The following is a 21046-nucleotide window of genomic DNA, read 5'->3' as shown; positions in this document are numbered from 1 at the left end:
CGTGGAAGGTCTCACGCCGGCGACGCTCGTCCTGATCCCGCTGATGGCGGTGCTCGCGCCGCTGCTGGCGCGGGGGCTCGGGCACTGGGTGCGCGTGCCGGTGGTCGTGTTCGAGCTCGTGCTCGGCATTCTGATCGGCCCGGCGGTCCTCGGCTGGGTGACGCCGGACGCGTTCCTCGACACATTGTCGAACTTCGGCCTCGCGATGCTGTTCTTCGTCGCAGGCACCGAGATCGAGTTCGGGTCGTTCCGCGGTCGGCTCGGGCGCCGGGCCTCCTTGGGCTGGATCATCAGCCTCGCCGCCGGCATCCTGGCCGGCTGGCTGCTCGCGCCGGGCGAGGCCGCGATCGTCATCGGGGTCGCGCTGTGCTCCACGGCGCTCGGCACGCTCCTACCGATCCTGCGGGACGCGGGCGAACTGCCGACACCGTTCGGCAAGGCCGTCGCGGCGATCGGCGCCATCGGGGAGTTCGGACCGCTCATCGCCATCTCGATCTTCCTCGGCGGCCGCGAGCCGGGCCTGTCCACCATCGTGCTCGGGCTCTTCGCCGCCTTCGCGGGGGTGGCGCTCTGGCTCGCCTTCCGCATGCCCCGCGGCGCCATGCACTCCTTCGTCAACTCGACGCTGCACACGTCGGGGCAGTTCGCCATCCGCGTCGTGTTCGTCATCCTCGCCGCGCTCGTCGCGCTGAGCGTCCTGCTCGACCTCGACATGCTGCTCGGCGCCTTCACCGCCGGCATCATCTGGCGCCTGCTCATGCGCGATGCGACCGAGCACGACCGTCACGCCGTCGAGAGCAAGATCGAGGGCGTCGCCTTCGGCTTCCTCGTGCCGATCTTCTTCATCTACACCGGGATCACCTTCGACCTGCAGGCGCTGCTGGACGATCCGGTGCTCTTCTGGCTCGTGCCGGTCGTCCTCGTCGCGCTGTTCGTCGTGCGCGGGCTCCCGTCGACGCTCGCCGCGCCCGAGGGGTCCTCGCGCCGCGAGCGTCTGTCGATCGCCCTCCTCGGCGCGACCGGGCTGCCGATCATCGTGGCCGTCACGCAGATCGGCGTGGACGAGAAGATCCTCGACACGACGCAGCAGAGCGTGCTCGTCGCGGGCGGCATGCTGTCGGTGCTGGTCTTCCCGCTCGTAGGCATGGCGCTGCGCGGCGAGCGGCTCCGCGCGAACCCCTCCCTGCAGGACGACATGGCGTGAGCGCCCGCCAGCTCTTCGACGCCGCGCGTTCGCGCCTCGCCGATGCGCCCCGCGAGGCGCTCGGCGAACTCGTCGTCCCCAAGCGCTTCCTCGGTCTGGCGCGGGCTCCTCGGATCGACCGCCGCGGCTCGGCGTGGCACCTCGGGGTGCTGCTGCTCACCGAGGACGCGGTCTTCGCCACCGGCGACATCCTGCGCGCCCGTCAGGAAGTGCGCCGCGGCTACCCGGCCGAGTCGCAGCGACAGCGCGCGGAGCTCGCCGCGGCAGCGCACCGCGGCGGCTTCGCCGAGGGCGAGATCGTGCACATCGGATGGCGGATGCTGCAGCCCGGCGCGGTCGACCGGGGCAAGGCATCCGCCCCGCTCTTCGCCGCCGACGGCGTGCCGAGCGTGCGCTGGAGCGCGGCGGGAGGACTCATCCCGCTCGACGCGTATCTGTCGGAACGGGTCGCGCTGCTGCTGGACCCGCCGGGCGGAGCGTGACGAGGGGCTATCGGCAGGCGGACATCCTGTCAATGCGCTCGCCGCGAGAAGGCGTGGGGCCTAGCGTGTGAGCATGGCCGCCAGAGACCTCGCCCGGCAGATCATCGTCATCAGCGCGTTCTGCTTCATGATCGTCGCCGCGATGGTCGGCACCGGGCTGCTCGGCGGAACACCGGTGCAGGACCTGCAGGACGGCGCACTCGACGAGGACGGCTCGTACCTCGCCCCCGCGAGCCCGGCGTTCTCGATCTGGACGGCGATCTACGTCGGCCTGTTCGCGTACACGGTGTGGCAGGCCCTACCCCGGCAGCGCGGGAGCGAGCGCCAGCGGGCTCTGGGCTGGCTCATCGCGGGAACGATGGCACTCAATGGGCTGTGGCTCGTGACGGCCCAGTTCGGATCGCTCGCGCTCACGGTGCTCGCGATCATCGTGCTCCTGCTGCTGCTCGGGGTCACCTTCCACCGCACCGTGATCGAGCCGGCCGACGGCTGGGCGGATCGGCTCCTCGTCGACGGCGTCACGGGTCTGCACCTCGGGTGGGTGACCCTGGCGACCGTCGCCAACATCACGGCGTGGCTGACCGCGGTCGGGCCCCACGAGTGGGCGGACGCGGCCGACCTGTGGGGAGTGATCGTGCTCGTCCTCGTCGGGATCGTGGGGCTCGGAATCGAGGCAGCGAGCCGGTGGCGGCTCGCTCCGGCGCTCGCGCTGGCGTGGGGGCTCTGCTGGCTCGCGGTCGCGCGTCTCACCGGCGAGCCGCCCAGCGCGGCGATCGCGATCACAGCGCTGGTGGTGGCCGCGATCATCCTCGCCGCGGGAGTGATCGGCACGATCGTGCGGGAGCTCTCCGCGATGCGCAACGCCGAGGTCTGACCCGCCGACGGCGCGCGGCTCCGGCCCGCGCGGCCCCGGCCGACCTGGGTCCCGCGGCTCAGGCCGCGAAGCGGGCGGCGAACGCGCGCAGCAGACGCGCCGGTTCGGTGACGGATGCCGCGAGCACGCGCCCGGCGATCGCGTCGTAGTCCGCCGAATCGAAGTACCCGTCGTCGCGGTACACGGCCATGCGCTCGGTGAACGCAGTCGTCGTCGGCTCGGGATGGAACTGGGTCGCGTAGAGCCGGTCGCCGACGCGGTACGCCTGGACGGGGCATCCGTCGTTCTTCGCCAGCAGGACCGCGCCAGCCGGCAGCTCGCCCGTGCCCTCCTTGTGGGCCGTGAGCGCCGTGAACCGGGTGGCGAGCCCGCCGAAGAGCGGGTCGGCGCGAGCCTCGGGCGTCAGCTCGACGGCCACCGGGCCGGTGTCTTCGGGAAAGGCCCGGCTGACCGTGCCGCCGAGCGTGCGCGTGGCGATGCCGATCCCGTAGCACGTGAACAGGGCGGCCGGTCCGTCGCCTGCTGCGGCGCGCTCTGCGATGCGAGCGAGGTCGGCTTCGAGGCGGCGCTGCGCGTCGGTCTTGGTCGACTCCGGATCGGTGACGTTGAAGGGGCTGCCGCCCACCAGGAACCCGGCGTAGCGCTCGAAAGCGTCGGCCGGCAGCGGCTCGCGCACGAGGTCGAGGTGCGCCACTGCGGCCTCGTCGAGGCGCATGGCGGTGCGGAAAGACTCGTACTCCGCGGCGGCCGCACCCTGCTGCGGGCGCACGCAGACATAGAGCAACGGCGCGGTCGTCATGCACGCAGTCTAGGTCCCCGCCCGGCGAACCCTGCGAGACGGCTGAAATCATCGATGTCGGTCCGAGATCCGTGTATCAAACGGGTACTACCGCGCTCGGGCATGGTGTGGACAGAATGGGCGCTATGACGCACGCGGGCGCCGAGGCATCCGTCGACTCCGTGGAGCCGGCGCGATGGGAGCGCGCCGCCGCACTCTTCATGCGGTGGCGCGAAGGTGACAGTCGTGCGATGGATGAGCTCGTCCGCCTGATGACGCCGCCGCTGTGGCACGTCGTCCGGGCGTACGGCCTCGACCACGCGCTCGCGCAGGACGTCGTGCAGACGACGTGGCTGACGCTGGTGCGCCGTCACGAGAGCATCAACGACCCCCTGGCGGTGTCGGGATGGCTCACGATGTGCGCACGCCGTGAGGCGTGGCGGGTCGGCAAACAGCATCGGCGTGCCGATGCGACGGAGGCCGAGTCGCTCGAACCGCACCTTCCGGTCCACGAATCCGCCGAGCAGACCGCCGCGCACGACGACGAGAACCGTCGCCTGTGGACCGCGGTGGCCACGCTCAACGACCGATGCCAGCGCCTGCTGCGGATCGTCGCGTTCGAGGACCGCCCCGATTATGCCCGCATCGCCGAAGATCTGGCGATGCCGATCGGATCGATCGGACCGACCCGCCAGCGCTGCCTCGCAAAACTGCGCGCCGTTCTCGAGGGAGACGGGTGGAGAGGTGACGACGATGGCAACTGAGGACTTCGCGGCCGACGCCGCGCTTTTCGCACGCATGCGCCGCATGTGGGAGGACGTGGATCCCGTGCCGGCCGATCTGGTCGACCGCATGGTCGCCGCGGTCGCCGTCGAGGACCTGTCGCGCGAGTACGCGCTGCTGACGCTCGTGGAAGGCACGCTCGCCGCAGTGCGCGGCGAGGCCGACACGGCGACCCTGCAGTTCAGCGACGGCACGACCACCGTTCTGCTGCACGTCACCGCCACTGAGGACGGCGGCCGGCGCGTGGACGGATGGGTGGATGGCGAGGCTCTGGCCATCCGATTGCTTCAGGGCGACCGCGAGTGGTCGGCCGAACCGGGCGAGCACGGACGCTTCGCCTTCGAGGAGGTCACGCCAGGGGTGGCGCGCCTCCGCCTGGTGGTGCGCGACGCCGACGGCGCGCTGCGCGACTTCCAGACCCCGCAGTTCGAAGTCTGACGCAGTTTCGAAGCAGTACCGATCGGGATGCCGCGGCCTGGGGGCCGCGGATTCCGCATGTGAAGAGGGAGAAGACATGTCCAATGGAGCGGATCGTCGCTGGCGGGATCGCGCGAAGGCTGGAGCCCCGCGCGGCGTCGGGCTCGACCCCCGATGGCACACCGCCCCCGGCGTCGAGGCGTTCCCATCGGCCTATGCGCCCGGACATCTCCTGATCTTCGGCGATGACCGCAACGACGCCCTCACCGCGCTGAAGGCCGCGGGCAAGGAGCTCGGCTGGGAGATCGAAGTCGATCCGCCCGTCGTCGACAAGGCCTCCGACTTCGGCCAGATCACCACCGCGAACATCATCCAGGTGCCCAGCGAGACCCGCGACGACGAGCCCGTGCCCGTGGTCGACGCGTGGCGGCTGCTGCAGCACGCGCGGCGGCTGATCGTCATCGATGCGGTCGCGGAACGACTCGAGAAGTACGAGGGAGCGAGCACGTCGCGGGGCCTCGGCGAGGAGGAAGAGGACGCGGACCCGGCCCGCTCACGTCGCCGGCGTGCCCGTCGCCTGGTGGCACGAGCCGCCGACCGCTCCGCGGCCGGTGAGCCACTGGAATCCACCCGCCGGCAGGCTCCCGGCCCCCAGGCCCAAGAGCGCGGGGGCGATGCCGGCGTGCCCGAGCCTGTCGTCTCCCGCGAGGACATCGACCGGATGAAGGCCGCGCTGAAGAACGTGAGCCTCGACCATGTGCTGACAGTCGACCCGATCGGACTCAATCCACATGGCATGACGAACCCGCACGGGATGACCAACCCCCATGGGATGACCAACCCCCATGGGATGACCAACCCCCACGGGATGACCAACCCGTCGGGCACCGCCGGGTACGCGTACCCGGGTGGCGGAGGGCTCGAGGTCGTCTCGTACGTCGGCGCTCCTCCCTTCCGCGCGGAGCTCACCGGCGGCCGACGGCCCGTCGTCGCCGTCGTCGACACCGGGTGCGGGGCGCACGAGTGGTTCGACGACCCGCGCGTACAGGGTGACGTGATCGTGCGTCGGAACATCCCGTCTCCCACGAAGGGGCCGGGGAGGGTCATCGGGGTCGACGACCCTCTCACAGACCCGGAGGTGCACGGCGACCAGTCCGGCCCCCTCGACGGCTTCCTGGATGGCGCGGCCGGGCATGGCACCATGGTGTGCGGCGTCGTGCACCAGGCGTGCCCCGATGCCGACATCCTCGCCATCCGCGTCGCGGACAGCAACGGGATGGTGCTCGAGCACGAGCTGATCGAATCACTCGAGGAACTCGCTGTCTGGATCGATCGGCCGCGCGGAAATCACGTGGACGTCGTGAATCTCTCGCTCGGCTATTACCACGAGACGCCCGAGGACGGGCTCTACAGTGGCCGGCTGCACGAAGCGCTCGTGCGCCTGCGGGGCAAGGGCTGTGTCGTGGTCTGCTCCGCCGGCAACGACGCGACTGCCCGGCCGAGCTTTCCGGCGGCCCTGTCGGCCAAAGGCGATCCGGAGCTGGGGCTCGAGGAGCCGGAAGACCTCGAGGACCATATCGCCGTCGGGGCTCTGAACCCGTCGCTGACATCGGTCGCGCTCTACAGCAACATCGGCGACTGGATCACCGTGTACGCACCCGGAACCTCGGTGGTGTCGACGTTCCCGAAGCTCGAAGGAGGCATTCAGCCCGGGACGCGAGCCGACAGCATCGACCGGAAGCGGTGGAGCCTCGACCCCGACGACCATTCCGGAGGCTTCGCGATCTGGAGCGGCACGAGCTTCGCAGCGCCCTATGTCTCCGGGATGATCGCAGGCGAGCTTGCGAAGTCGCTCATGAACCCGTCCGCCTCCGTCGTCTCTTCGAGCAGCTCTGCAGCGGGGGAGGCGCTGAAGAAGATCCGCGCCCGTGACCGGTCGATGAAGAAGCCGGAGTCCGGCGGGGCGGCCGGGCAGCGCGGCGACGGGGAGTAGAGGCTCTCCGCCGCGCCGGACCGCACCGTGAGCGAGTCGCACTCGCCCCCTCGGGGGTCCATCATTGCTGTGTGGCGGTCTCGGGGGAACAGCTCTACCAGCGGGGATGGCATCTTGCCACGCGCGGCAGATATGTCGATGCGCGGCGAGTGCTGGCCGCCGGTGCCGCGCGCGCCGAGGTGGAGGGCGATATCGAGCTCGGTGCACGGATCGCCGGCACGACCGCCTATGTTCTCGCCCGCCTGGGAGATGTCGACGGCGGAGAGAGTCTGTGTCTCGAGGCGCTCGGCCGTGAGGGTCTGTCGGATGCCGCGATCGCGCAGCTGCAGGGACAGCTGGGATCGCTGGCGCTGGAGCGCGGGCTGCTCGACGATGCAGCCGGATGGCTTGACAAGAGCATCAGGGGGCTCAGTGACCAACCCGTCCGCCAGGCGAACATGCGGATCAACCGCAGTCTGGTGGACATGCAGCGAGGTCGCCTGCAAGAGGCCATGGCGGACCTCGTCGCCGCGGAGGAGGCGTATCGCGCAGCCGGCATGACCACGGAGGCCGACCTGGCTGTCCATAACCGCGGTTACACCCTGATGCTGGCGGGCGACCTCGTCGCCGCGCTCCAGACCATGCAGTCCGTGCGTGAGCCGCTCGATGACGAGTCGGCGATGTGGGCAGCGGTGAACGAATTGGACCGTGCTGAGGTACTCCGCGAGGCAGGGCTGGTGACGGAGGCCGAACGCAGCCTTTCCGCGGTCTCGGTCGCGTTCGGTCGACATCGCGCGCCGCGCGATCGGGCGACGGCCGACTACCACCTTGCCAGGTCGTTGCTGAGCCATGATCCGTCGCGCGCGGCGCGCGTCGCCTCCGCGTCGGCGCGTCGCTTCACATCGATCGGGAGCACCGGGTGGGCGGTGAGAGCGCAGGCCATCGGGCTGCGTGCGCGGCTCGCAGTGGGTCGGATCGACCGATCCGGTGCGCCGGTCCGGGTCGGGCGCCTGCCCGCTCCTTCGAGGGTGGCGGAGGTCGTTGCCGCACTTCGTGCGCACGGATTCGACTCGGAGGCTGAGGCGCTCCGGCTCACAGACGCGCTCGCGCGGATCCGCAGGAATCACCGCGCCGAGGTGGTCGCCGCTCGGATCGGGCCGCGGACGCCGCTGGAGGTGGGGCTGCTCGCGCACGAGATGCGCGCGGCACGTGCGGCCGCCGACGGCCGGGAACGAGACACCCGTCGTCACGCGGCGGCGGGCCTCGACCTGCTCGACCAGACGCGTCGATCCTTCGGCAGCCTCGACCTTCAGGTCTCCGCGTCCATGCGTGGTGTCGGGCTCGCGACGACCGGTCTCGCGTCGGCGCTGCGATCAGGCAGCCACGCGGCGGTGTTCGACTGGTCCGAGCGCGCACGGTCGGTCACCGGGTTCGTCGTCCCGCTACGGCCTCCCCCCGATCCGGAGCTCGCGGCCGACCTCGCCGAGCTTCGCATCCTCAGGACGGCGCAGCCCGACGGCGACTGGCTTTCCGGCCCCCGTGCGGCGCTCCTGGGCGACCGGGCTCGGCAACGGCAATGGTCGCAGACGGCCGCCGGTGAGCGGCGGGGCCGGGCCTCTCTTCGCGACGCGGTGGCGACGCTGCGAGATGGCGAGGTGCTGGTCACCTACATCTTCGATGGCTCCCAGCTGGCGGCCCTGGCTGTCTCGAACGAGCGGTCCGAACTGGTGGCGCTGGATTGGCAGGCCGCACGCTCCGCGCTTCGCGGCCTTCGGGCCGATCTCGACATGGCGGCCACCGTCGTCGAAGGTCCGATGGCCGGCGTGATCCGCCGCGGACTGGCGGATCGGCTCGCCGCCCTGTCGAGGGTCCTCGTCGTCCCCGTCGGCGATCTGCTCACTCAGGCCGAACGGATCCTCATCACCGCTCCGGGCGTCCTGTCCGGCGTTCCGTGGGCGATGCTCCCCGCGCTGCGGCAACGCCCTCTGTCTGTCGCGTCGTCGGTGACGGCGTGGATCCATGCCCGCTCCCGCGCCTCGCCAGCGCCGGCATCGGCCGGCTTCGCGGCCGGGCCCCGGGTCGCGCGCGGGGAGGAAGAGGTCGTCATCGGCTCCGCGGCTTGGGGGCGCGCGGAGGTGCTCCACGGTCAGGCCTCGACAGTCGCGGAGGTGACGGCGCTCGCCACTCGCGCCGACGTCCTGCACATCGCCGCCCACGGGCGGCATGCGGCCGACAACCCGATGTTCTCCGGTCTCGAGCTGGCCGATGGCGCGCTCTTCGGCTACGACATCGACCTCATCGAGAAGGTTCCCGATACCGTCGTCCTCTCGGCGTGCGAGGTGGGACGCTCGTCGGTGCGCTGGGGCGAGGAAGCCGTCGGCATGACGAGGATCTGGCTTCACGCCGGCGCGCGCAGCGTCGTCGCCGCGCCCGTCATCGTCGCCGACGACGACGCGTGCGAGCTGCTCGGGGCGATGCACGAGGGCCTCGCCGCGGGTGCGCCGCCGTCGGTCGCACTTGCGGAGGCATCCGCCCGCACCGGCATCGTCGCGCCGTTCCAGGTGCACGGCGCAGGATTCTGAGAAATCTTCGGCGGGTGTGTATCAGGACGGATGCCGGGGACTCCTGATCATCGGAACGGCTCGCGCCGCCCGACGGGGGGTCGGGCAGGAGCGCGGGAGACCGGAATGGGGACGCAGATCGGGCTGCGGGTCTCGCCGATCCTCGAGGGGTGCCGCATGGGAACTGGGGCGGCGCCCCTCACCTTCGTCTCACCGGTGCTCGACGCTCCCCACCGCGTTCCGTCCTGCTTCGCTCGAGGACACGCTCAGCCCCGCGACGAGTTGGCGGTGCGGCCTCGGACGATCCCCACGAACGCGTCGACCGCAGGCGTCGTCCGGTCGGCGACCCATGCGAGCGCCACGGTCGACGTCGGTCCGTCGAGCAGCGGGCGGTACTCCGTGTCTTTGCGGCGGTGAAGGCGCGCGAGCGACATCGGCACGACGACGATCCCGACGCCCGCTGCGACCGTCGCGATGGCGTCGGCGGTGTCGGCCGGTGGCGCGAAGCGGGGGGCCTGTGTGCCGGGGACACGGATGCCGAGCACGTCGTCGTCCGGAACGATGAGCACCTCGCCCGCGAGGTCGGCCGTGTCGAGCTCCTCGGCCGCGGTCAGATGCGAGTCGCGTGCGCACACGACGACCGGGACCTCTTCGTACAGGGGGATGACGTGGAGCCCGTCATTCTCGATCGGCAGCCGCACGAGCGCGGCGTCGACCTCGCCCCCCAGGAGCGCCCGCCGCTGATCGGCGACCGGCACGGCGACGAGTTCGAGCGCCGTGCGCGGCATCCGCTCGTTCCAGGTGTCGATCCACTTGCCGGGCGTGGCTCCGGGTATCGCGCCGAGAGTGAACGTGGCCGGAAGCTCCGGCTCCGTGGGCACGGGCGACGGACCGGGCGACGGCTGCGGGCGACGCGGCTTCGGTGACCTGCCCTTCGCCGCGGAGCCGCCCGCGGCACCGGAGCGCCGTGGCCCGGCATCCCGCCCCCGTCCGTTCGCGCGCGACCCGCCCTTCGCCATACCGATCAGCGTATCCGGGGGCGCTATCGTTCGCTCATGGTGGTGATCCTGGCGACGGTCTTCGCGGCGCTGGCGGCGCTGCTGCACGTGTACATCTTCGTGATGGAGAGCGTGCAGTGGACGCAGCCGAAGATCTGGAAACGGTTCGGCGTGGCCGACCAGGCGGCCGCCGACATCACGAAGCCGATGGCGTACAACCAGGGCTTCTACAACCTGTTCCTCGCGATCGGCGTCGTCATCGGCCTGGTGCTGATCTATGCCGGGGCCGACGCGGCACCGGTGCGGGCGGCCGGCCTCGCGCTCGTGCTGTTCAGCCTCGGGTCGATGGTGGCGGCGGCGCTGGTGCTGATCACGACGGGGCTGCGGTACCTGCGGGCGGCGCTGATCCAGGGGACGCTGCCGCTCATCGGGTTCGTGCTGTTCCTCTTCGCCTGAGTCTCAGCGGCACGCGGTCCACAGACCGATTCCGGATGCCTCGGCCTCGGCCTGCGCCGCCGCAATCACGTCGGCGTACGCGACGTTCGGCTCGATGCGCATCACCTCGGCGTCGCCGGCGGCGATGAGCTCATGACTCACGAAGCGGCCGTCGTAGGTCCAGACGTGGAGGAGGCGGCGGTCGTAGTCGTCCCAGGTGTCGACATCCGGTGCGGCCCAGAACGTCGACCCCTCGGGCAGCAGCTCCGACAGGTGCGTGCGAGCCTCGTCGGCCCAGCACTCGGGCATCGGCGTCCCCTCGGGGGTGTCGATGCCGATGAGACGGATGCGGATCGGGGCGGTCGTCGTCACGATGTCGTTCGGCTGCACCACCTGCGCCTCGATCGTGTCGCCGTCGTACACGTGCGTGACGGTCAGCGCGAACGCGTGCGCGGGGCGCGGCGGGATGCCGGCCTGGTCGCCCCCCGGTGCGGGCTCCACGGCGGTGGGCGACGGAACCACGCGCGGCAGAGGCATCCGGCGGTGCAGCCGGCTGTCGTCCTGCCACGGCGCGTCGGCGCCCGTGCCGGGTTCGCCGGGCCAGGCGATCGCCAGAACGAAGACGACGACGCCGACGACCACTGTTCCTACGATGGCCACATCCCAGCGATGCCGGCGGCGCGATCCTGGGCGGGAGTCGTCTCTCACGGCGACAGGCTAGTCAGGCGGCCGTGCGCCGCGTCCCGTCTGTCCACAGGCGCCGGCGACAGCCGGCGCGCCGGGAGACCGCCTCATCTCGGACGGGGTGGAGAGTCAGGCCGCCAGGCGGAGTCCGCGCTTGTCGGTGGCGACGCGCTCGCCGTCGGCGATCGTCTCGTCGTCGCCGATGAGCGAGCCTCCGGCGACGCGGGCGTCGTGTCCGACCTGCGTGCGGACACCGATCTTCGCGCGCGGCCCGATCGCGGCGCGCGGCCCGATGTGGGCGTGCGGCGCGATCTCGGCGTCGGGGCCGATCACGGCATCCGACTCCACCCACACGCCACGGCCGACATGCGCGCCTGCGGCGATCTGAACCCCCGGTTCGACATACGCCCCCGCTTCGACGATGGCGCTCGGGTGCACCTTCGCTCCATGCGCGATGAGGCCACGACCATTGACATGCTTGCGATAGCGCAGCGTCTCGCCCTGGTCGTTCTCGATGTCGATGTAGTTCTTGCCCACTGTCCCCTCCTGCGGCCCCGGAAAGGTGCCGAGTAAAGGGATAACCTCATCCCTCACCTATTCATTCCCGCGCATCGGATGGCTTGGATGCACGGGGCTTGCCAAATGTCCGGAAGCGGAATAGGGGGGCGGACCGTCGTCAGCGGGCGGCGTACTCGTCGGCCGCCGAGAGCGCGCGATCGATGACGTCGAGGCCGCGCACCAGCTCGTCCTCGGTGATGATCAGCGGGGGAGCGACGTGCACGCGGTTGAAGTGGGTGAACGGCCACACGCCGTCCCGCTTGCACGCCGCGGCGACGGCGGCCAGAGGTGCGGCATCCGTCCCGCTCGCGTTGAACGGCACGAGCTGCTCGCGGGTCTCGCGGTCCTTGACGAGCTCGATGGCCCAGAACAGCCCCATCCCGCGCACGTCGCCGACGGACGGATGCCGCGACGCGAGGTCGCGCAGCCGCGGCTCGACGACGCGCGATCCGAGGTCGCGCACGCGGTCGAGGATGCCGTCGCGTTCGAACACCTCGAAGGTGGCGACGCCGGCGGCGCAGGCGAGCGGGTGGCCGGAGTAGGTGAGCCCGCCGGGGAACGACACGGTGTCGAAGTGGGAGGCGATGCGATCGGCGATCACGACCCCGCCGAGCGGCACGTAGCCCGAGTTCACGCCCTTCGCGAAGGTGATGAGGTCGGGCCGCACGTCGAACGCCTGGAAGGCGAACCACTCGCCGACGCGGCCGAAGCCGACCATGACCTCGTCGGCGATGTAGACGATGCCGTAGCGGTCGCAGAGGTCCCGCACGCCGGCGAGGTATCCGGGCGGCGGCACCAGCACGCCGTTGGTGCCGACGATGGTCTCGATGACGATGGCGGCGATCGTGGTGGCGCCTTCGAGCACGATCGTCTGCTCCAGGTGCTCGAGCGCGCGCTGGGTCTCCTCCTCGGCGCTGGCCGAATGGAACGCCGAGCGGTACGGATAGGGGCCGAAGAACTTCGCCGTCGAGCCGTCGCCGGGCTCGTTCGGCCAGCGGCGCGGGTCGCCGGTCAGCGAGATCGCGGTGGTCGTGTTGCCGTGGTAGCTGCGATACATCGACAGCACCTTGCGGCGCCCGGTCACCAGGCGCGCCATACGCACGGCGTTCTCGTTCGCGTCGGCCCCGCCGTTGGTGAAGAACACCTTCTCGAACCCGTCGCCGGCCACCGCGGCGATGCGGCGCGCGAGCTCGCCGCGTGCATCGTTGGCCATGGAGGGCTGGATGGTCGCGAGACGCCCGGCCTGGCGCTGGATCGCCGCGACGAGATCCGGATGCTGGTGCCCCAGGTTGAGATTCACCAGCTGCGAGCTGAAATCGAGGTACGCGTTGCCGCTGTAGTCCCAGAAGGTCGAGCCCTCGCCGGCCGCGATCGGCAGCGGATCGATGAGCGCCTGCGCGCTCCACGAGTGGAACACGTGACGGCGATCATCCGCCCGGACGCGCGCGTCGGCCTCCGGATCGGGCAGCGGTCCGGTCGTGCCGGCCTGGTCGGTGTAGACGGCCGCGCGCGCGAGGGTGTCGGTCATGTGGAGTCCTTCGGTCGGACGGCGGTTGCCTGTGGGTGCGCCCATTCCGGTCGTTGAGTGAGCGAAGCGAGTCGAAACGCGGGGCCGGTCAGTTGTTCTGGGGGAAGCCGAGGTTGATGCCGCCGTGGCTGGCGGGGTCGAGCCAGCGGCTGGTGATGGCTTTCTCGCGGGTGAAGAAGTCGAACCCGTGGACGCCGTAGGCTTTCGCGTCGCCGAACAGGGACTGCTTCCAGCCGCCGAAGGAGTGGTAGGCGACGGGGACGGGGATGGGCACGTTGATGCCGATCATGCCGACCTGCACCTCGTTCTGGAACCGGCGGGCAGCTCCCCCGTCGTTGGTGAAGATCGCGGTGCCGTTGCCGAACTGGCCACTGTTGATCAGCTCCAGGCCCTCGTCGTACGAGGTCACCCGGACGACGGAGAGGACGGGGCCGAAGATCTCCTCCTGGTAGGCCCGGCTGGTGGTGGGGATCTGGTCGATCAGGGTGGGGCCGAAGAAGAACCCGTCCTGGTGCCCCTCGACCTGGAAGTTCCGGCCGTCCACGACGATGGTCGCGCCATCGGCTTCGGCGATGTCGACGTACTCGGCGACCTTGTTCCGGTGGATGTCGGTGATCAGCGGGCCCATGTCGGGCTCGACCCCGTCGACACCGGCGCCGTTGCCGATGCGCAGCTTCGCGATGCGGTCGGTGATCTTGCCGATGAGGTCGTCGGCGACCGGTTCCACGGCGAGCACCACGCTGATGGCCATGCAGCGTTCCCCGGCGGCCCCGTACCCGGCGTTCACGGCCTGGTCGGCGACCAGGTCCAGGTCGGCGTCGGGCAGCACCAGCATGTGGTTCTTCGCGCCGCCGAGCGCCTGCACCCGCTTGCCGTGCGTGGACGCGGTCTCGTAGATGTACTGCGCGATCGGGGTGGACCCCACGAACGAGATCGACTGCACGTCGGGGGAGGTGAGCAGCCCGTCCACGGCGAGCTTGTCGCCCTGCAGCACCGTGAACACCCCGTCCGGCAGACCCGCCTCCTGCCACAGCCGGGCCAGCCACAGCGCGGCCGACGGGTCCTTCTCCGACGGGCTTGAGCACCACGGCGTTGCCCGCGGCGATCGCGATCGGGAAGAACCACATCGGCACCATCGCCGGGAAGTTGAACGGCGAGATGATCCCCACCACACCCAGCGGCTGCTTCAGCGAGTACACGTCGACACCGGTCGACGCGTTCTCACTGAACGCGCCCTTGATCAGGTGCGGGAACCCGGTCGCGAGCTCCACCACCTCCTGGCCGCGCAGGATCTCACCCATCGCGTCGGAGACGACCTTGCCGTGCTCGGCCGTGATGATCTCCGCCAGCTCCCGCTTACGCGCATTCAACAGCTCCCGGAACGCGAACAGCACGCCCTGCCGCCGAGCGATCGAGTACCCCTTCCACACCTGGTAGCCGCGGACCGCGGAAGCGATCGCCGCATCGATCTCCGCCTGATCCGCCAACGCCACCCGCGCCGACACGGCACCCGTCGCCGGGTTGAACACCGGCGCCGTCCGGCCCGACGTCGAGGCGCGCTCGGCGCCATCGACCCAATGCGAGATGACCCGCACGCCGGCGTCGACGCGGGCGTTGGCGGACGTGGTAGGGCTCTCGGCGATGCTCATGGATCCCTCTCGGGGTGTCGGACAGATCGTTTGGCGATCCTTTAGGCTGGACGGGTCCCAGCCTGTCAGAGAAGAAGAGGCGACCACGGTGCCCGACCGTCGCGAAGATCGGGCGATCCAAACGGATCGTCCGGCCGATAGATCAGCAGACGAGACCCTCCCCACCGTGCGTGAGGTGATCGCCCTCGATGCGGTCGCACACGGTGTGCCCGAGGTGCTCGTCGGAGACGATTCGCTCGAGGCACGCGTGCGGTGGCTGCACGTGTCCGACAGCGCGGGAGTGGCGCGGCTGCTCGACGGCGGCGAGCTGCTGCTGTCGACCGGATCGTCATGGCCGGTCGAACCGGCCGATCTGCGGCGGTTCATCGACGAGCTCGCCGATGCCGGCCTGTCAGGCCTCGTGCTCGAGCTCGGCACCCACTACCGCTACGTTCCTGCGGTCGTGGTCGAGGCGGCCCGCGCGCGAGGCCTCGCGCTGGTGGTGCTGCACCGCGAGGTCAAGTTCGTGACCCTCACCGAGGCCGTCCACAGCCGCATCATCACGGGACAGACGGACGCGCTGCGAGCGCGCGACGAAGTCCGTGAGCGATTCACCGCGCTCGTGCTCCGCGGCTCGCCGGCCGACTTCATCGTGCACCAGCTGGCGCAGACGCTCGGTGCGCCGATCGTGCTGGAGAACCTCGGCTACGAGGTGGTGGCCGCCGAAGTGCCGCTCGCCATGGAGGAGGAGCTCTTCACCGAGTGGGAGCTGCGGTCTCGCTCCGCCCACCGCCGATCGGAGCAGCGACGCGAGCGCGGCGCGACGGCGGGCGCGGACGATTGGCTGATCGTCCCGGTCGAGGCGCGCGGAATCCGCTGGGGCAACCTCATCGCGCTGCCCGGACCCGAGCATGCCGCCGGGCGCACGGCGGTGCTCGAGCAGGGCGCCATCGCGCTGGCGGTCGGACGCCTCGCCGACGGCGACGCTGACGAGTGGGCGCGCATCGGCCGCCGACGCCTCGTCGACGGCCTGCTCGCCGGTCGCTTCGCCGGCGTCGGCGGCGCCGCCGCGCGGCTGGAGGCCGCGGGTCTGCCCCTGCGCGGAGCGAAGCTGCATGGACTGGTCGTGTCGGGCGCACCCGTGGCGGTGGAGCGGGCGGATGCCGCGGCCCGGGCCCTGCGCGGGCGCGCGCTGGCGGGCTCGGCGCCCACGGGGGTCGCCGCCCCCGCGACCACGATGCTCGTGTCGCTGCCGCCGGAGATCGTCTTCGACGACGCGGCGGTGCTGGCGTTCGTGCGCACGCTCGTCGACCACGCAGAGATCGACCGGGTCACGGTGTCGGTCGGGCGGGCGGCGGAGGGGATCGACGCCGCCCTCGCGTCGGTGCACGAGGCCGTGGACCTCGCCGGCGGACGCCGTCGCCGCAACGGGCGCGGCCCTCACCTGCGGCGCGCCGAGAACCGTCCGCTCATGCAACTTGTGACCGCCCTCCGCGACGACCACCGGGTGCTCGAGCACGGCGAGCGGATGCTCGCCCCGCTCATCGCCCACGACCTGTCGCGGTCGGGCGACCTGCTCGACGTGCTCGAGGCGATGCTGGCGCACCCGGGCAACCGCACCGCGGCCGCGGGCGCGTCCCACCTGTCGCGCTCGGTGTTCTACCAGCGCATCGCGCTCATCGAGGAGCTGCTGGGCGCCGACCTCGATGACGGCGAGACCCAGACCGCGCTGCACCTGGCCCTGCTGGTACGGAGATCCGCGGGGCGCTGACCCGACGGTCGCTGACCGTGCGAGCTCTGGGTCCGCCGCAGCAGGGGCGGCCGGTGACGGGCCTCAGCCCGCGACGTAGAGCTTGCGCAGCGTCTCGCGCACGGTCCAGACGGTGCGCATCCCCGCGGTCAGGCGCGCAATCGAGCCCGCGTGCAGCTCGATCGGCGACAGCGAAGGATCGTCGAACGAGACGGTGGCAGAACCCGACAGCACGACGAAGACCTCATCCGCTTCGACATCGGTCGAGATGCCGGGAGTGTGCTCCCAGATCCCGATCGCCGACGTCAGCTCGACGTAGCCGGCTGACGGCGCGCCCTCCACCACCAGCTCGGCGGGCAGCGGCTTCAGGTCGAGCGCGAGGGACGCGGCATCCGTCACGATTCCCGGCGTCAGCCCGCGGAACGGCGTGCTCACGAGTCGAAGCCCAGGCCGAGCGCGTCGAGCGTCTTCAGCAGCAGATTGCGCCTGCCCCGGTTGTGGTCGGCGCGGTCGAGCGACCAGCGGGTCGCGTTGATGCCGATCGACGCGGCGGGCTCGGGCGGGAAGGGCAGCGGGCGCTTGCGCACCATCTCGAGGGCGGTGCGCTCGTTCTCGACGCCGTCGAGCAGGTCGAGCATCACCTCGCCGGCGAAGCGCGTCGAGCCGACCCCGAGTCCGGTGAAGCCTGCGGCGTAGGCGACGCGGCGCTCGCGCGCGGTGCCGAAGAACGCCGTGAACTGCGTGGACGTGTCGATCGCCCCCGCCCACTGGTGCGTGAACCGCAATCCGTCCAGCTGCGGGAACGTCGTGAAGAAGTGGCTCGCGAGCTTGCGCCACGACTCGGGGCGATGCTCGTGAGCGGGGTTCAGGCGACGGCCGTAGCGGTAGATCGCGTCGTAGCCGCCGAAGAGGATCCGGTTGTCCTTGCTGATCCGGTAGTAGTGGAACTGGTTCGCCAGGTCGCCGATGCCCTGCCGGTCCCCCCACCCGATCGAGGCGAGCTGCGCGTCGGTGAGGGGCTCGGTCATGAGAACGTAGTCGTAGACCGGCACGGTCATGAGCCGGTTGCGCTTGATCAGCGACGGGAAGACGTTGGTGCCGAGGGCGGCGCGGGATGCCGCGACCCGGCCCTCCTCCGTGACCACGACCACACCGGGGCCCGACGTGTCGAGCCCCGTCACGTGCGAGCGCTCGAAGATCTCGACCCCGCGCTCCTCGCACACGCGGGCGAGCTCGGCGGCCATGCGTGCCGGGTGCACCATGCCGCACGCGTTCTTCTCCCAGACGGCGGCGAGATAGGTGGGCGAATGGACGGATGCCTGAGCCTCGGCCTCGTCGAGATAGACCACGCCGTCCTCGCCTTCGGCGGCCCACTCCTTCAGCCAGTCCACCTGGTGCGGCTCGACGGCGGGAGCCAGTTGGCCGGTCCGCTCGAACTGGAAGTCCATGCCGTAGTGGGCCTGGGACGCCTCGATCGCGTCGAGGTTCTCGGCGCCGAGCCGTTCGAGCGTCGGCATCTCGTCGGGCCAGCGCGACATGCCGTTCTCGTGCCCGTGCGTGAGGCTCGCCTCGCAGAACCCGCCGTTGCGCCCCGATGCCGCCCAGCCGACGCGCTGCGCCTCGACGATCACGACCTTCGCGTTCGGGTCTCGCTCGGTGGCGAGGAGTGCCGTCCACAGCCCGGTGTAGCCGCCTCCCACGACGACCAGGTCGGCGCGGTGCGAGCCGACCAGAGGCGGCCTGTCGGGAGTGAGGTCCTCGGGGAGGTCGTCGCGCCAGAACACCGCGTGCTTCGTGTCGGCGAGGGAATGCTGGACGACGGATGCTGCCGGCCGCTGTCGTTCGAAGACGGTCGTGCCCACGGTTATCAACTCCGATGCGATGTGTGGTGCTCCCATCCTCGCCGGTCGGCGGGGATCAGGCGGGGCGCCGCTGTCAGGAGTTCTCCGCGCCGCCGGACAGGTTGTCGCGTCAGGCCGCGGCAAGCTCTCCGACGAGCGCGTCCACGTCGGCCACCCGTGCGTACGTGCCGTCGAGGGCCGCCATGAAGGCCAGGTGCACCTGCGCGCCGGGCACCGTGCGGCCGTCGTACGCGAGATCGGGGGCGGCGCAGGCGTCCTGGGCGACCGCGAGACGGAACCCGAGATCCGATGCCGCGCGCACTGTCGCGTCCACGCACATGCTCGACATCATGCCGGCCACCACGATCTCGTCGGGATCCGCGGCGCGCAGCAGCGACTCCAGGCCCGTCCCGAGGAAGGCATTGGGTTCGTGCTTGACGATGACGTGCTCCTCCTCGCCGTCCGGTGCGACGCGCGGGTCGAACTCGACACCGGGCGTTCCGGCCTCGAAGAAGGCGGCATCCGGCCCGTCCCACACGTGCTGCACGTGGACGACGCGCTCGCCGGTCGAGCGGAACGCGGTCAGCAGGCGCGCGGCGGCGTCGGCGGCGGCATCCGTGTCGACCAGCGGATGCCGCCCTCCCGGGAAGTAGTCGCGCTGGATGTCGATGAGGAGCAGGAGTCGGGTCACCGCAACAGCATAGGAGCGCGCGGGCGGCGTTCCGTCTCGCTGCGCTCGCTCAACGGCCGGGTGCCGGCCGGGCGACGGAGTGCCGGCGGCTGGGACGGAAGCGGAGCACCCGCGTTCACGCGTCGGCGGCGGCGTAGACGCGCTCGCCCTCGACGAAGGTCTGCAGCGCGCGCGTCGCACCGATCTCGCCGGCGGGTCCGGCGAACGGGTCGCGGTCGAGCACGACGAGGTCGGCGAGCTTGCCGACCTCGATCGTCCCGGTGACGTCGTCGAGGTGGTTCACCCAGGCCGAGCCCGCGGTGTAGGCCGTGAGCGACGTCGCCAGGTCGATCGCCTGCTCGGGGAGGAAGGCGTCGTACTCGCCCTCCTCGTGCCCGGGCGCCGCCTTGCGGTTCACGGCCGTATGGATCGCCGCCATCGGGTCGGGTGTCGAGACCGACCAGTCGCTCCCCGCCGCGAGCACTGCGCCCGAGCGGGAGAGATCGCCGAACGGGTACTGCCACGCACTGCGCGGATCGCCCAGGAACGGCAGCGTGAGGTCGACCATCTGCGGCTCGTATGTCGCCCACAGCGACTGCATGTTGGCGGCCACGCCGAGCTCGCGGAACCGCGGGACGTCTTCGGGGTGCACCACCTGGATGTGCGCGATGTGGTGGCGGTTGTCGCGCCGGCCGTTGCGCGCGATCGCGTGTTCGACCGCGTCGAGGCACTCGCGCACCGCGCGGTCGCCGATCGCGTGGAAGTGCACCTGGAAGCCTTCGGCGTCCAGGAGCGGCACGGCCTCGTTGAGCACCTCTGGAGCGACGAACGAGATGCCGGAGTTGTCGGTGAAGTGCCCGTGCCCATCGCAGTACGGTTCGAGCATCGAGGCGGTGAAGTTCTCGGCGACGCCGTCCTGCATGATCTTGACCGAGGTCGCAGTGAATCGCCCGCCGCGGTATCTCGTGCGCCGCTCGAGGATCGAGGGGAGCTGCTCGAGCCCTTTGGTGCGATCCCACCAGATGGCGCCGACGACGCGGGCCGTCAACGTGCCGTCGGCCGCAGCCCGGAGGTACGCGGGACCCGGGTCGCCGGCATCCCCGTAGGATCCGACGATGGCGTCCTGCCACGCCGTGATGCCGAATGAGTGCAGGTAGCGCTGGCCCAGCAGAAGCGCCTCGGTCAGCCGCTCGAGCGGCTCCTCGGGCAGGAGGCGGTTGACCAGGCCCATCGCCCCCTCGTGCAGCGTGCCTGACGGGGCGCCGTCGGCGCCGCGCTCGATGCGTCCGTCGTCGGGGTCGGGGGAGTCGCGGTCGATCCCGGCCACGCGCAATGCGGCCGAGTTCACCCAGGCGCCGTGCCCGTCGCGATTGGGGAAGAACGCCGGGCGATCGCCCGTCACCGCGTCGAGGGCAGCCGCCGTCGGCGTGCCGCCGGGGAACGCCGACATCTGCCAGCCCCCGCCGAGGATCCACTCCTCGTCGGGATGCTCCGTCGCGTAACGGCTGATCGTGTCGAGATACTCGGCGGCCGTGGTCAGCTCGGCGAGGTCGCAGCGCAGCATGTCGAGGCCGCCCCACACGGGGTGCACGTGCGCGTCCTGGAAGCCCGGGAGCAGCATCCGGCCGCGGAGGTCGACGACCTCGGTCGACGGTCCGACGAGGTCCTGCACCTCGCCTTCGCCGACCGCGACGATGCGCCCGCCGCGGACGGCGACAGCGCTCGCCCGCGATCGAACGGTGTTCGCGGTGAAGACAGGTCCGCCGGTGAAGACGAGATCTGCGTGCCACATGGGCTGGTTCTCCTTTCGCCGAGAATCCATCCGGAGGACGAGACGATGGGGGTCACCCGTGGTCTCGTCCGCCGGATGGATTCTCGCGGTG

At 71.0% G+C, this 21046-nt stretch carries 18 protein-coding genes and 1 pseudogene; 9 read left to right on the top strand and 10 right to left on the bottom strand.

Annotation, left to right across the window (positions count from 1 at the left end; all coding sequences use genetic code 11):
* Position 1: 1 nt before the first annotated feature.
* The 3 genes from IM767_RS00505 to IM767_RS00495 all read left to right on the top strand — a co-directional run bounded on the left by IM767_RS00505 (position 2) and on the right by IM767_RS00495 (position 2560).
* Entirely contained in the window at positions 2-1204 is a 1203-nt protein-coding gene (locus tag IM767_RS00505) for a cation:proton antiporter (protein WP_109211603.1), read from the top strand.
* Positions 1201-1686, top strand: a complete 486-nt coding sequence (locus IM767_RS00500) for a glutaminase (RefSeq protein ID WP_109211604.1) — start codon at positions 1201-1203, stop codon at positions 1684-1686. Before IM767_RS00505 ends, IM767_RS00500 begins: the two co-directional genes overlap by 4 nt.
* Positions 1687-1759: 73 nt before the next feature.
* Positions 1760-2560, top strand: coding sequence for a tryptophan-rich sensory protein (locus tag IM767_RS00495; RefSeq protein ID WP_109211605.1), 801 nt, complete (start codon positions 1760-1762; stop codon positions 2558-2560).
* Positions 2561-2618: 58 nt separating this feature from the next.
* Here the strand turns inward: IM767_RS00495 and IM767_RS00490 are convergent, their stop codons facing one another.
* Positions 2619-3359, bottom strand: coding sequence for a glutamine amidotransferase-related protein (locus IM767_RS00490; protein WP_109211606.1), 741 nt, complete (start codon positions 3357-3359; stop codon positions 2619-2621).
* A 125-nt stretch (positions 3360-3484) separates the two neighbouring features.
* On the opposite strand from IM767_RS00490, the gene IM767_RS00485 reads away from it, so the two are divergent.
* The 4 genes from IM767_RS00485 (at position 3485) to IM767_RS21090 (ending at position 9092) form a co-directional block, all read left to right on the top strand.
* Entirely contained in the window at positions 3485-4102 is a 618-nt protein-coding gene (locus IM767_RS00485; RefSeq protein ID WP_109211607.1) for an RNA polymerase sigma factor, read from the top strand.
* Positions 4092-4559, top strand: a complete 468-nt coding sequence (locus IM767_RS00480) for a hypothetical protein (RefSeq protein ID WP_194398776.1) — start codon at positions 4092-4094, stop codon at positions 4557-4559. Before IM767_RS00485 ends, IM767_RS00480 begins: the two co-directional genes overlap by 11 nt.
* 76 nt (positions 4560-4635) lie before the next feature.
* Positions 4636-6531, top strand: a complete 1896-nt coding sequence (locus IM767_RS00475; RefSeq protein ID WP_109211609.1) for a S8 family peptidase — start codon at positions 4636-4638, stop codon at positions 6529-6531.
* A gap of 71 nt (positions 6532-6602) precedes the next feature.
* Complete coding sequence (locus IM767_RS21090) at positions 6603-9092, top strand: CHAT domain-containing protein (protein WP_162564370.1); 2490 nt, start codon at positions 6603-6605, stop codon at positions 9090-9092.
* A 245-nt stretch (positions 9093-9337) separates the two neighbouring features.
* Here the strand turns inward: IM767_RS21090 and IM767_RS00465 are convergent, their stop codons facing one another.
* Entirely contained in the window at positions 9338-10090 is a 753-nt protein-coding gene (locus IM767_RS00465; RefSeq protein WP_109211611.1) for a LysR substrate-binding domain-containing protein, read from the bottom strand.
* A gap of 36 nt (positions 10091-10126) precedes the next feature.
* Between IM767_RS00465 and IM767_RS00460 the strand changes: the two genes are divergently transcribed.
* Positions 10127-10525 (top strand): DUF1304 domain-containing protein, encoded by a 399-nt coding sequence (locus IM767_RS00460; RefSeq protein ID WP_194398775.1) that lies wholly within the window; start codon positions 10127-10129, stop codon positions 10523-10525.
* A gap of 3 nt (positions 10526-10528) precedes the next feature.
* Here IM767_RS00460 and IM767_RS00455 read toward each other — a convergent pair whose 3' ends face one another.
* From IM767_RS00455 to IM767_RS00440, 4 genes and pseudogenes are all read right to left on the bottom strand, one after another.
* Positions 10529-11212, bottom strand: a complete 684-nt coding sequence (locus tag IM767_RS00455) for a thermonuclease family protein (protein WP_162564371.1) — start codon at positions 11210-11212, stop codon at positions 10529-10531.
* Between the two features lie 105 nt (positions 11213-11317).
* Positions 11318-11725: a transferase gene (locus tag IM767_RS00450; protein WP_109211613.1), complete on the bottom strand. Its 408-nt coding sequence runs from the start codon at positions 11723-11725 to the stop codon at positions 11318-11320.
* A 139-nt stretch (positions 11726-11864) separates the two neighbouring features.
* Positions 11865-13274: an aspartate aminotransferase family protein gene (locus IM767_RS00445; protein WP_109211614.1), complete on the bottom strand. Its 1410-nt coding sequence runs from the start codon at positions 13272-13274 to the stop codon at positions 11865-11867.
* A gap of 88 nt (positions 13275-13362) precedes the next feature.
* Positions 13363-14923 (bottom strand): annotated as a pseudogene (locus tag IM767_RS00440) (CoA-acylating methylmalonate-semialdehyde dehydrogenase).
* Between the two features lie 166 nt (positions 14924-15089).
* Here IM767_RS00440 and IM767_RS00435 point away from each other — a divergent pair.
* Positions 15090-16673, top strand: a complete 1584-nt coding sequence (locus IM767_RS00435; protein WP_109210566.1) for a PucR family transcriptional regulator — start codon at positions 15090-15092, stop codon at positions 16671-16673.
* Between the two features lie 63 nt (positions 16674-16736).
* Here IM767_RS00435 and IM767_RS00430 read toward each other — a convergent pair whose 3' ends face one another.
* The 4 genes from IM767_RS00430 to IM767_RS00415 form a co-directional block, all read right to left on the bottom strand.
* Positions 16737-17087, bottom strand: a complete 351-nt coding sequence (locus tag IM767_RS00430; protein WP_239453297.1) for a cupin domain-containing protein — start codon at positions 17085-17087, stop codon at positions 16737-16739.
* On the bottom strand, positions 17084-18514 hold the full coding sequence (locus IM767_RS00425) for an NAD(P)/FAD-dependent oxidoreductase (protein WP_109210565.1): 1431 nt from the start codon (positions 18512-18514) through the stop codon (positions 17084-17086). Before IM767_RS00425 ends, IM767_RS00430 begins: the two co-directional genes overlap by 4 nt.
* Before the next feature lie 109 nt (positions 18515-18623).
* A complete protein-coding gene (locus IM767_RS00420; protein WP_109210564.1) occupies positions 18624-19184 on the bottom strand; it encodes a cysteine hydrolase family protein in 561 nt (186 codons plus the stop codon).
* Positions 19185-19299: 115 nt separating this feature from the next.
* Positions 19300-20955 carry an amidohydrolase gene (locus IM767_RS00415; RefSeq protein WP_109210563.1) on the bottom strand — a complete coding sequence of 552 codons (1656 nt, stop codon included), beginning with the start codon at positions 20953-20955 and terminating at the stop codon, positions 19300-19302.
* Between the last annotated feature and the right edge of the window lie 91 nt (positions 20956-21046).

It is taken from the genome of Microbacterium ureisolvens, from assembly GCF_015278315.1.
Taxonomy (GTDB): Bacteria; Actinomycetota; Actinomycetes; order Actinomycetales; family Microbacteriaceae; genus Microbacterium; species Microbacterium ureisolvens.
The sequence above is the reverse complement of the archived record's forward strand: the minus strand, read 5'-3'. Positions and strand labels throughout refer to the sequence as shown.